The organism is Streptococcus sp. Marseille-Q7087, from assembly GCF_965111935.1.
The window spans coordinates 855,808-867,982 of sequence record NZ_CBCOPJ010000001.1 but is presented as its reverse complement, the minus strand read 5'-3'; the positions used below and the strand labels follow the sequence as shown (position 1 = coordinate 867,982).

Here is a 12,175-nt window from a genome sequence, read left to right as displayed (position 1 = left end):
TACTCACTTCCTTTAGACTTGAACCCACTTATCATTGTCCATAATAAATGGTTTAGCTAGACCTTCACCTGTATAGTTTTCGTATTTTGTATCTAGATATTTGTAGCAATCTTCCTTGGTCGCAAATTTAATAGCCTGATAAGGTTCCTCAAAGGTCAATTTTTCAACAAAGAGGTAGCCCTCCTCGCTTGGTACAAGAATTCCAACATGGCCGATAAAGAGGGATTGTCCATCCAAGTCATCATGAACAACAACCGATAGCATTCTTGCATTTTCATTAAACTTAAATTGAGAGAGGAATTGTTCCATCTTTGCTGCATGAACCTTAACATCTGTCGTCGCTTCAGTCTTGACTCTTGAGAATAAAATATCAAAAGCATCCTTGTCTTCTGCAGCAAAGACCTTTCCTTTATCAATAGCATCGTTATCTAGGAATAACAAGGAGTCATCTTTTTCCAACTTAGGAATTTCAATAGAATTTTTCAATAAACAATAACTGTTGATACGACAGTTAGTCCCGACAAAATCACCTTTTTTCGGTGTCCAAAGATAGCTTATCTTTTCTACGTCATATTCAGTCTTTGTAAATGCAGAAAAATCTCCAGCTAATCCAACTGAACCAACAGTTTCATTGTAGTCATTGACAAGATTGAAAAATGCATCCACACTTTCTTTATCCAAATGAGTAGCCAAGGCTTTTCGAACTTCTTCTTCACTGGGCTTACTGTTCATATTGCTATAAGTAGCTTTCCAGGAAACCGGATTAGACTGCGATTGAGTCACTGAAGTATCACTAGTTCCATCAGTTGTATTTTGAGTTTGACTGCAAGCTACTAAGGTCAAAAGAAACGTTGAGCAAAGACTGATAGTTGCTAATCTTTTAAATTTCATAGGCTTTCCTTACTATCAACTAGAATGAAATATTGAAGCTACATATCACAGCATCCGTTGATTTAAATCATTTGTTAAGGTTAATATTCTTATTCCTTAGGTTGAGAATAAACTTCGATATGCTGACCTAGAACCATGATTTCTACTGGTAAATTATCAGATTTGTCACCATCAACATCCGTTTCTAATTCAGTATCTGAAGAAATTTTTATATGACGAGCTTTCATATACTCGATATTCTCATTCACGACAACATCTCCTTTTAATAAATCAGGGATAACTGACAATTTAGTAAGAATAGATGCATCTTTTAAAATCAAAATATTAGCGTAGCCATCCTTGTTTTCGTCAAAAATCTTCTTGTCAGCGAAATAATTTGTTAGGAGAACCAAGACATGACTGGCTGGGCCAATGTAATTACCATTTTCGGTCTCAACTGCAATGTTAAATGCTTGATCTGTAACCACAGACTTCATGGTATTAATCGCATAGGCGAGCATACCAAACTTTGTTTTATCTTCTATCCCAACGTTATGGATCGCTTCTGGTAATGACCCAATACTAAAGATATAACCAAAATAATTTCCATTTGATTTTCCGATATCAATCTTATTCGTAGAATTAAAATCAAGCTCGTCTATAGCACCATCAATATCTTGATCGATTTCTAATAGTTTCGTAATGAGATTTCCAGTTCCTCCTGGAATAATCGCAAGTTTAGGAATGTAGTCTTTTTCCGCGATACCAGAAATTACTTCATTAACAGTACCATCTCCACCGAATACAAGAACCGCATCATAGTGCTCCCGAGACGCTTCTTCTGCAAAGTTTGTGGCGTCTTGCGCTTTCTCCGTAATTTTAATCTCGACATCTTCAAAGTAGTCTCTAGCTTTATTTTCCAGCTTTACCTTATAATCTAAGGCTTTTTCGCCTCCAGAGGTTGGATTAATGATTATCATAATTTTATTCATCTATCGTTCTCCTTAAACATTTTAAAAACAATGCAAAGCAAGTAAGAAACTTTTTCTTCATTCACTTTTTTGATGCTGTATTAGACTGATAGATTTATATTGAGTAAAAAACTATACATATAGAACTATCTAAATTCATTGTACTTGATTCTAGTTTATTTAGCAAGTTTACAAGATTCAGCACTAAAAAACCAACCGACAATTCCTTTCGATTGATTTATTTCTTTATGAATCGTTTATAATCTTAACTATGTAAAAATTCTTTAGCCTTTTTAACAATGTATAACTCTTGATCTTCCTGAGCTAGTTTGCTAAATAATTCATTGGATTTATTTACTTGTCCTTTTATGTTAGCATTTAAAGCCTGATAGTAACTAATTTCAAGTTTTTGATACTTAAACTCATTATCCAAGTCTTCAAAATAATCATTACTTTTATGAGCAATCGTCAAATCATGAAGAGCATAACTCGTATTTTTAGTCTTGTCAGCTAGCATAGGATCAGTAATAGTCAAATCGTTTAACATATCATCAAGCTCTTCTCTATTCAAATCAGGTCGAGCAAGAATGGTAGATCGAATGAGATAACTTTTTAACAAATCTCTATATTTTGGTTTTAGTTTCGTATTAGCTAGTGTTTCCGTTGCTTCTTTAATAGCAGCCTTAAAATCACCAGTCATGTATGAGTATGATACAGATGTTAAAGAAGCATCGGTCTGCATGATTGCTCTATTTGACTTTTTATTGTGTTCTATATATTGTCTCCAAGATGGTAAATCCAGGTCCTTATGTAAAAGTTTAGTTCCAGCTCCTATATAGCTTTTTTTAATAAATAGCATAATAAGAAACGGGAGAACGTTCACTAATAAAATAAGCAATATTTGAAAAGTGGTATCTCTCACCATCCAAGCTATACAAAGAATAGAAATGACAGCCAAGACAATGGCAACATATCTATAAAGGACATATTTTTTGCGTAATTCTACATAATTCATTATATTCCTCAAAAATTTCTATAAAATTGGTAGACCTAATTGAATTTTATCAAGTCTTTCCTGACCACAAAGTGACTGTTGCCGTCTTCTGTTTCAAGCCCATGTGGCACTGACGCATCAATTTCAACGATGTTTCCTAAATCACAGACTACTTTAACAGTGATATATTTTTCTAAAGGAAGTTTTCTAACTTCCACCTCTTCTATTCCAAACACTGGAAGCTTGTCAACGAAAGCATGCTCTACTCCGTTCGCATCCGTCAGAATCGCCTTGCACCAACCCGGAAATTGATCAAGGTCGAATGCCTCTACGATATTCACTTTACATTCAACCATATTATTCTCCTTACAAGGCCTCTTCAAGCGCTTTTTTCACATATCCTTCGACATCTTCAATCTTTACAAACAACGGGTCTAAGTGACATAAGAAGTGCCAATCTTCGGCGCCTTTCTTTCTGTAGAGAATTGCTTCGCCATCTTCACTTCCAAAATAGCTTCTATCAACTTCATACCCTTTACTTTCTAAGAAAGCTTTTGCCTTGCGGAAGTTTATCTCTCTGGCTTCGATATAGGCTTTAACTTCATCGTTATTCACGACATAAGCATCGACCTTTGTAGCTCCTTCGACCACTTTATCGTTTTTAACGGATAGATTCGAAATTTCTTTCCAAATAATCTCGACATTTTCTTCAGGTTCAAACGAAAATCTAGATAAAGGGACAATATTTCCATTGAAGACAATTTCCATATAATCCGGCAAGGGTTTAGGATTCACATACTCCACTTCAAACCCATCTTCGTTTTCTAGAGTATACCCTGGAATTTGAGCGACAAAGGCTTTCCCTTCTTCTAAAGAATCAAACGCGACTAAATCCTTTTGATAATCACCTTGATACAATTCCAATATAACCATCGATAACCCTCCTAGCTTGTTGTTTCAAGTATGCTCTCCAAATCACGCTTTTCCACACTCATGTATTCGACTTCTTTTGTTCCTTCATTGTAAAGATAGCATCTAAAAATCAATTGATCTCCTGTCGGAAACAGCGTGTCTATCCCAGAGTAGTCTCCTTGGCATATATCTAGTACCATTTCATCAATGAGCTCTAATGTCTCTAAATGAAACACAAACCATCTTTCTTCCGTTGTGGAGAATACACCGTAAGAATTGTTAATCTTCCAAACGTTTGATAACCCGTCCTGTTCAAATACTGGAAATCGTTGGCTAGACTTTATTTGAAAATCATGATTCGATATCTTATAAAATTCCGTCGTGTAAAAATTTACCAACAACGAACTATCCTCGTCAATCGTAAAAACATACGACAAATTTCGTGGAAATTTATGTCTCACACTTAATTCATGATTCAAAAATTCAAAGCAAAAGTCCTGTGAGCCGTCCTGTTCCGCTGTTAATGAAACAATGATTTTACTATCAGAGAAACTCTTAAAAGTCACCTCAGAATCAAGAAAGCTATCTTCCAAATCTAAATAGTGACTTTGAAAATTCTGTTCATCTCTCACTTCAATCCGAATTTCATGGCTACTTTTTCGATAAGCAAACCAAGTTAAGTTATTTTTCTGAGATTGATGGCTGCCGATTAAAGTGCCTACATTGGTATCTATATTTTCAAAACTCTTATAGGCTTGGTTATGATTGTTAATTAAACAATTTTCATTCACTTTTTTAAAGCGGCTAAGATGAATCACTCATTCCACCTCCATCTGGTCTTAGAATTTTAACTATTATCGAGCGATAGCCTTATTTCTATGCATTCAGCCAACTTCCTTTTCCCATCGTCTAAGCACCTCTTTCAAAGGCTCATCGAGATAGCTATAGGCCTTGTCCTTAATCCACTCAGGAATTCCATAAGCTGCCTCGGCGATACTTCCTGTGATTGCAGCAAGTGTGTCGCTGTCCCCACCAAGAGAAATCGCATTTCGAATCGCATCTTCAAAATCTGTACTCTCCAAAAAGGCAACGATAGCTTGAGGAACAGTATCCTGACACGTTTCATTGAATTGATACGTAGGACGAATTTCATCTAACTTTTTAGAAAGGTCATATCCATACTCTTTCTCGATATGTTCCTTGATACGTCTTTTAATCTCCGCAAGGTTATCGCTACCATCACCACCAAGGAAATAACGGCACATATAGAGTGCATCCGCTGTAGCCATTGCTCCTTTGATTCCTTCAGGATGGTTATGCGTCACCTCTGCAGAAAGTTGCGCCAGACGTTTCACCTCAGACGGCAACTCGCCTGTTGTGGCATCCATCATCCAAGCGCACGGAGAAACGCGCATCGCAGACCCATTCCCAAAACTATTGTAAGGCTCACGGTTGTCGGTCATAAGCCACCAGTTAAACCTGGCACCGTAATCCGCGTTTGGATACATTCTACCGTACTTCTTCATGGCCTCGATGAAGTCATCCTTCTGTCCGCCATTCATGATTGCTTCCGCCACAGCACAGGTCATCACCGTGTCGTCTGTAAAAAAACAATCCTCACGAAATAATGGGAAATTCTTGGTTTTAATATTGTCCCATTCATAAACAGAACCTACAATATCTCCAACTATTGCTCCTAGCATAAGATTCCTCCTTACAGCATATCAGATTTCCAATGGATCACTCTTTAAAAACGGCTCAACCAAATCGATCCATTCTTGAGGCAGGTAAGCTGATAGATAACCATGGTTATACCCCTTTGCTTCATACAAAATTGTATTTGGATGTAGCTGCTGAAATAATTTCGCGGAAGCTTTCACACAGTTCAATTCTTTTTCACCATAGATATACAGAACCTGAGCCTTACTAGCAGAAATCGTCTCCTTCAGCTTGTAACGTCCCATATAGGTTTTGTAAATGCTCACCAATGTTTTGATAGGTGTCCTTGGCAAATCCTCCAAATAATAAGCTTTTATTTCCTCTGGATAAGCCAGTTTAGGATAAATTTTGTTCATCATTCTTAATTGAAGTTTACAAGAGAATTTACTGAACATCAGTTTACCAAATAATGATACTAGAAAGATGCTGATTTTAGCCAACCTTGGTTGAGGCATACAGAGGGTTCCATCTATTATTGCCTTCTCAGCTATCTCGCTGTCTAATGACAAAAGTTCCATGGCAATTTGACCACCAAGAGAAACACCACCGATCGTAAACACCTTCCCACCACAGTTTGCTTTGATATAGTCTAGAATCTCCAAAGCAGAATCTTCAGTAGAAACATAATCAAGTTGGTATTCTTCGCCGTGGCCATTCAAAGTGGGTAGAATAACACGGTAGTCTTCTGACAAGATCCGTGCTTGACGAAGATAATTCCACCAAGAACTGCCACCACCATGTATCAGTAAGATAGAAGGCAAATTCTTATCCCCAAATTCATGGAATTTCATATTTAAACTCCTTACTGTGAGACTTTCAATAGATACGTCCTTGTTTAATCTGTTTAAAGAAGCAGTGATCTAAATAAATCAATCGTTACTTTCGATAATAGTTAAGCTGATCAAAAATTTAAAATATTTTTTTTACTAATTCTATTACTCGCCAATATAGTATAAATTAAATAACAAATAAAAATAATAATAAAAATAAAAAAGTAACCAGTCTTACAACTTACTACTATTCATATGATAATTTACAAATGTCTTTCCAGCCACTCGATCTTTTTAAAATCCTTATTGTTATTGTGATCATTTCGATAAGAGTCTTGAGAAGAAGCTTTGTAAATACTTAGATACTGCTCCATACTTGGAAGACGAAAAGTGATGCCTTCAATGTGAATAAGCTCTATATCCGATTCCGAAACTCCTGCAAAATCAGGTAAGGAATCGATACTTCCAAATTCAACACTCACTCTATCCTTTTGGAATTCATGCTCATGAATATCTATTAAGACGTAGCCTAAGTCTTTCATCACTTTCATTATCTTGTCCCAGTCATAAATTCTGAGATGATCAGGTACTTCCCAACCTCTAGGGTCACCAGGCACATGAATGTCAATGTCAGACGGCTCCCAATTTTCTTTCGTTCTAAACTCAAATCCCAAAGAGCCCATCAGTGTCGGTGTAATTCCGACTCGATTTAAATGGAAACAAATGGTTTTAAATTCTTCAAATAAGAGACTCATGTTTACTCTAAACCTTTCATCTAAATGTTCGTTATTTCTACTTTATTACCTTGATCAAAATCATTTTCTAGAGTATATCCAGTTATTTTAGATACAAAGGCTTTCCCTTCTTCTAAAGAATCAAAAGCGACTAAATTTTTAAAATAATAATTTTGGTACAATTCCAATAGATACATCTTTTATTCTCTCAATATTTGAAAAACTAACTGATATTTAAGCAACCAACAATCAAATTATCTATCCTTAATATACGCATTTATCATATAACGAAGATAATTAAGTTTGGTTTATCCAGGATCTACATCTATAGAAGCTATTTTGTAACCATCCTCTTGGTATAAAAATTCTAATTGTAGGGTTAAATCTACTAATTCAGAATCGGAGGTCATCTGATATTCAACAACAAAGCCAGTTTGATCATTAAATTCATAAACTTGTAGTTGAGAATACTCATAATTCGGATGGAAATTACATTCTACACCATATTCATCAATTTTATCAAAATCATTTAATTGTAATGACTCGTCGATATATTCAAGCAACTCTCTTACATCATCAACTTCTGAACCATCAACACAATCCATAATATCTCTATAATTATTTATATGAATTGCTCTTAAAATCTTTTTAAGTACTTCAATTACTTTTTCTTCATTTTGGTAGTTTTCTTTGTACTCAAAATCATCGAATATTCCCATGATAATACTTCCTTTTCTAAAATTTAAAATCCTTTTCCTTACTAATTCTATTACTTGCTAATATTGTATAAATTAAATAAGCTATAAAAATGATAATAAAAGTAAGATTAATCTTCAACACAAAATAGAGATTTAACAAATTTGCGAACGCATGAAATAATATACAGTATCCCACAGATTTCGTTTGACGATAAAGAAGCCCTAAAACAAAACTTAAAAATAATGTATATATAAAAAATAAAATAAAAGGAAATCCTTGATGACTTTCTCCAACTATAAACCATAAAGGCAGATGCCAAATTCCCCAGATTGAACCTACAATCAAATTAGATTGCCAATAAGTATATTTTTTATCAAGTAAGGGTTGTAGTATACCTCTCCATCCTAATTCTTCATGTCCACCACCAAAAAAAATTAGTTGTATAAAGAATAATGGCATCAGATAAATGGATACTTCATTTAATTCTAAGGAAGATACAGAAAATAGTATCAAAATTGCTAACAAATGAATAATGAAATAAATACTACTATTTCCTTTCTTACTAAATAGAAAATGTTGAAATTTTATATTATTCCTTTTCAAATAAAAACTACTTGCAATAGCTGGACCAAGTGCACCTACTATATGTAATGTTCTTCCTATAATTGTTTCTAATCCAAAAATATGAGATTGCGTAAAAATGGCAAGAATCCCCCAAGCTATATAAGTAATTCCAAATGTACAATAAAGATAATTTTTTAAATTCTTTTTGTCAATTTCTGTCATTTTATCTTCCTTATTTTGATTATTTTATATGTAATATTTGTTACTGCTTCTTAGTTGCTCTCGATTATAACTACCTATATTCTATCACAAAAACACAAAAAAAGCCTTACAATCAAGGCTTTTGATTATCCCTTTTGTTACAAGGTTTCTAGGCTTTTACGAGTAAAGATACACACTCGGCGGTTCGCTGTAACCGTATCGTTTCGTCGTTCACTCCTTACTCTACGACAGCTATCGCATGGGCAGAACATCTGCTTCTACTTCGCTGATGCCTCAGCTCGTACAAGCAGTGATACCGCCTCAACATGTGGTGCTAGTATACTTCTATATTATAGAACGAAAGTGATAGAGTGTTTTATAAAATTATACTATAAAATGAAAGAGAATTACACACTCAACTCAAACAACTTATAAAACTCACCTCTCCTATCCATCAAGTCACAAAAAGAACCATCTTCAACAATGACGCCTGCTTTCATAAAGAGAATTCTATCGTATTTTTTCAAAATGTTCTCATTCAACTTATGGGTTACTACAAGTGCAGTCAAATCTTGAATATCCAAGATTGAATTTTCAATTTCAGTAGTTACTTGATTATCCAAAGATGAGGTAGCCTCATCCAATAATAAGATCGGTGTTTTTCGAATTAAGGCACGCGCAATACTAAGTCTTTGTTTTTGTCCACCAGATAGATTTGAGCCATTCTCTCCACATAAAGTTTGTAGACCAGATTCATTTTCTAAAACATAACTTTCCAGACCTGACTGCTGTACAGCTTGATTTATTTCCCCATCAGTGAAGGATTGATTAAGTGTAATATTTGCTCTTAAAGTATCATCAAAGATATAAACGTCTTGTTGAACAATAGTCATTAAGTTATAAAGACTCTCTGCTGAAATAGCTTGTATATCCTGATTATCAATTGAAATATGTCCACTTGTTACATCGTAAAAACTCAGCAATAGATTGAGCAAAGTTGATTTCCCACTACCTGACGTTCCTACAATTGCAATTTTTTCCCCTTTTTGAATCTTTAAAGATAAATGGTTAAAAATATTTTCTTCAGTATTAGGGTAAGAAAAATCTATATTTGAAAAAGAAATAACATCATCGAAATTTTCTTTCGTTTCACCAGTCTGAAGTTCGCTTACATCTTTTACCACAAATGCATCTAGTGTTGCCTGACCTTCACGGAATTTACTCACTCCCATGCCAACTTCATTTAGTGGCATTACTACAAAATTGACCAGTTGAACAATAGCTGTTACACTTCCAATTGTGGTATGGCCATTAAAAACAAGATACATTCCTCCACCAAAGGCTACCAAAAAAACAATCATCCCTGAAAGCTGCGAAATAACATTAGCTAAAACATCAAATTTCCCTTTTATAAAATTTATTTCATCAAATTTTTCACTTTCATGACTATAATCCTCACAGATAGACTCTTTCACATTAAAACTTTTGATAACAAGAAATCCTGCTAAAATATCTTTAACCTTAGCTAAATACTTCTGATCTGCAATCATAGCACTATTTTGTAGAGAGGCTGATTTTTGTCCAATAAATCCTGAAATTATTATCGGAATAACACTAGCAATGATAACTAATAAAGTCAAAAACCAATTACCTATAAACATAGCTAGGAGTGAAAAAATCATTAAGGAAAGGTTTTTTGAAATATTAAAATACTGGTGGAGATAATCTTGCTCAATTTTCTTCATATTTTCGGTTAATACAGAAATAAACTTCCCTGATTTTTCCTTAGAAAATTCTCTATAATCGCTATCTAAAATAGATTGGAACACCTTGTTTTTGTATCTTGACATGATTTGCCTAACAAGTTTATTTCTCAATCGAAGAGATATAAAGTTGAGTCCTGCATAGATGAAAATAACAGTAGCTCCTACTAGTACCGCTTGAGTTAAGGCATCTTCATTTTGGGACATTCCACTATCAATAATCCCTTTAATAGAATAAGCAAAAGCAATATTAGTTAAAGGAACCAGTATATTAAATATCATGAAAGCATAAAAAGCCTTCTGATGATCCTTTATCAATTGTTTCATCCTTAATCTACCTCATAATTCTTAATTTCATTTAGAAAATGAGACATAAAATATTCTTCTAAGTTAATATTCTCTCTCCTAATCTCTTTCATAGAGACCTGTTCTACCATTTCTCCATTTTTGATAAAACCAATTTTATCTGCTATCTGTGAAATTTCCGATAATATATGACTCGATATTAGTATTGTAATTCCATGCTCCTTAGAAAGCGACAACAAAAGATTTCGAATTTCTTGAATTCCTATTGGATCTAAACCATTGATTGGCTCATCTAAAATCAACAATTTAGGTTTTGTTAGAAAAGCACGAGCTAAACCAAGCCTTTGCCTCATTCCTAACGAAAAATCTTTTACTTTTTTAGTCGTATTTTTTAATCCGACCATTCTTAAGACTCTTATTACATCTGATTCAGTAATATTTTTCCCCATATACTGAGCGTGAATTTCCAAAATTTCTTTTGCAGTGCAATTATCATAAAAAATTGGTGATTCAATAATACTTCCAATCTGACTTAGGATTTCTTCTCTGTGTTCGTGTAGATTTTTCCCAAAAATTTCAATACTACCTGATGTAATTGTTGATAAGGATAACATACATTTCATTAACGTTGTTTTTCCAGCACCATTCGGTCCTAAAAAACCATAGATTTCTCCTTCAGCAATTTGAAGATTGATACCACTTAAAATTTCTTCTTTATCAATTGTTTTAAAAACTTCTTTTATTTCAACAATATTTCTCATTTCTATCTCTCTTTCTATATCTAGCTTTAAACGCAAGAATTTTTCTCCAGGAGCATAAATACTAACTTATACAGTCTCTTTTTTTATAGAAATCATCAAGGAATTCTCACTTTCCTTCAATTAAACTCAGGTATGCTACTTGATACTAATATCTTGTCTTGAAATTTTAAAAATTGAAAATGAAGTAATCATTAAACTTATGAAACTTGCAAATATCAAAAAGAATAAGTTATCAGCAATATTATTAGATAAACTTCCTGGACTTACATTTGAAAGTAATGCTGCTAAACCAAGTCCTGAAAGCATTGTTATAGCTGTTGAATGTTTAATCATACCTAAAACAAATGGTAGTAACCCTATTAGTACTGTTGCAAACGTTATTCCAGCTAAGTTAATTAATTGACTAGCTAGAGGGATATAACTAGATTCAGTTACAACAGCCATGAATCTAATGAATAATTGAATCACTAAATGTGCAGAAAAATGGGCAATAAATGCTATTAGAATGACTGAAAGAATTTTTCCCCAAAGTAACTTTATTTTAGAAATAGGGTAAGAAAACAACTGAAAAATTGTTCTTCGTTTAAATTCATCAATAATAATCGTAGATAATAAATAAGATTCGAAAATCAAAAATGCTGCTTTTGTAAATAAAGATGAAAACAATGAAGCTACAATTGCCCAACCTTCCCATTTACCAGTAATTCTAATAACATTAGAATCCTGTCCAGTGAATTCTCCTAGTTTATTGTCAGTACCTAAACCCATAATAATGATTGCTGTAATACCTAACACTATAAATATAGTACACAACCAGGCTAAAAATAATTTAGATTTAGAAACTTTATTTAATTCAATTTTAATAAGCGACAACATAGATTATTTCCTCCAAACCGTAAATAAAGAATAAA

15 protein-coding genes and 1 pseudogene are annotated in these 12,175 nt (G+C 33.6%); all 16 read right to left on the bottom strand.

The genetic code is table 11. The features are described from left to right. Positions 1-12 precede the first annotated feature (12 nt). The 16 genes and pseudogenes from ACWPVF_RS04530 to ACWPVF_RS04455 all read right to left on the bottom strand — a co-directional run bounded on the left by ACWPVF_RS04530 (position 13) and on the right by ACWPVF_RS04455 (position 12,140). The gene (locus tag ACWPVF_RS04530) at positions 13-891 is read right to left on the bottom strand and encodes a DUF4300 family protein (protein WP_414307716.1); all 879 of its coding nucleotides are present in this window, start codon (positions 889-891) and stop codon (positions 13-15) included. Positions 892-980: 89 nt separating this feature from the next. After that, on the bottom strand, positions 981-1,862 hold the full coding sequence (locus ACWPVF_RS04525) for a diacylglycerol/lipid kinase family protein (RefSeq protein ID WP_414307717.1): 882 nt from the start codon (positions 1,860-1,862) through the stop codon (positions 981-983). A 244-nt stretch (positions 1,863-2,106) separates the two neighbouring features. After that, positions 2,107-2,856 (bottom strand): hypothetical protein, encoded by a 750-nt coding sequence (locus tag ACWPVF_RS04520; protein ID WP_454384961.1) that lies wholly within the window; start codon positions 2,854-2,856, stop codon positions 2,107-2,109. A 35-nt stretch (positions 2,857-2,891) separates the two neighbouring features. Beyond that, positions 2,892-3,191, bottom strand: coding sequence for a hypothetical protein (locus tag ACWPVF_RS04515; protein ID WP_414307719.1), 300 nt, complete (start codon positions 3,189-3,191; stop codon positions 2,892-2,894). A gap of 10 nt (positions 3,192-3,201) precedes the next feature. Then, a complete protein-coding gene (locus ACWPVF_RS04510) occupies positions 3,202-3,768 on the bottom strand; it encodes a hypothetical protein (protein WP_454384959.1) in 567 nt (188 codons plus the stop codon). Between the two features lie 11 nt (positions 3,769-3,779). Continuing rightward, on the bottom strand, positions 3,780-4,565 hold the full coding sequence (locus ACWPVF_RS04505; protein ID WP_454384957.1) for a hypothetical protein: 786 nt from the start codon (positions 4,563-4,565) through the stop codon (positions 3,780-3,782). Positions 4,566-4,631: 66 nt separating this feature from the next. Beyond that, positions 4,632-5,450, bottom strand: coding sequence for an ADP-ribosylglycohydrolase family protein (locus tag ACWPVF_RS04500; protein ID WP_454384955.1), 819 nt, complete (start codon positions 5,448-5,450; stop codon positions 4,632-4,634). Between the two features lie 21 nt (positions 5,451-5,471). Further along, a complete protein-coding gene (locus ACWPVF_RS04495) occupies positions 5,472-6,257 on the bottom strand; it encodes an alpha/beta fold hydrolase (protein WP_454384953.1) in 786 nt (261 codons plus the stop codon). Between the two features lie 110 nt (positions 6,258-6,367). Continuing rightward, positions 6,368-6,454: pseudogene (locus ACWPVF_RS04490) on the bottom strand (CPBP family intramembrane glutamic endopeptidase); the annotation flags it as partial. 45 nt (positions 6,455-6,499) lie between these two features. Then, the gene (locus ACWPVF_RS04485) at positions 6,500-6,991 is read right to left on the bottom strand and encodes a phosphoribosylanthranilate isomerase (RefSeq protein ID WP_414259141.1); all 492 of its coding nucleotides are present in this window, start codon (positions 6,989-6,991) and stop codon (positions 6,500-6,502) included. A gap of 20 nt (positions 6,992-7,011) precedes the next feature. Next, positions 7,012-7,167, bottom strand: coding sequence for a hypothetical protein (locus tag ACWPVF_RS04480; RefSeq protein WP_454384950.1), 156 nt, complete (start codon positions 7,165-7,167; stop codon positions 7,012-7,014). A gap of 111 nt (positions 7,168-7,278) precedes the next feature. After that, the gene (locus ACWPVF_RS04475; RefSeq protein WP_454384948.1) at positions 7,279-7,689 is read right to left on the bottom strand and encodes a DUF7668 domain-containing protein; all 411 of its coding nucleotides are present in this window, start codon (positions 7,687-7,689) and stop codon (positions 7,279-7,281) included. 16 nt (positions 7,690-7,705) lie between these two features. Continuing rightward, complete coding sequence (locus ACWPVF_RS04470; protein ID WP_454384946.1) at positions 7,706-8,455, bottom strand: CPBP family intramembrane glutamic endopeptidase; 750 nt, start codon at positions 8,453-8,455, stop codon at positions 7,706-7,708. A 386-nt stretch (positions 8,456-8,841) separates the two neighbouring features. Beyond that, positions 8,842-10,524, bottom strand: coding sequence for an ABC transporter ATP-binding protein (locus ACWPVF_RS04465; protein ID WP_454384944.1), 1,683 nt, complete (start codon positions 10,522-10,524; stop codon positions 8,842-8,844). Positions 10,525-10,526: 2 nt separating this feature from the next. Next, positions 10,527-11,264, bottom strand: a complete 738-nt coding sequence (locus tag ACWPVF_RS04460; protein ID WP_247912569.1) for an ABC transporter ATP-binding protein — start codon at positions 11,262-11,264, stop codon at positions 10,527-10,529. Positions 11,265-11,399: 135 nt separating this feature from the next. Then, on the bottom strand, positions 11,400-12,140 hold the full coding sequence (locus ACWPVF_RS04455; protein WP_454384942.1) for an ABC transporter permease: 741 nt from the start codon (positions 12,138-12,140) through the stop codon (positions 11,400-11,402). Between the last annotated feature and the right edge of the window lie 35 nt (positions 12,141-12,175).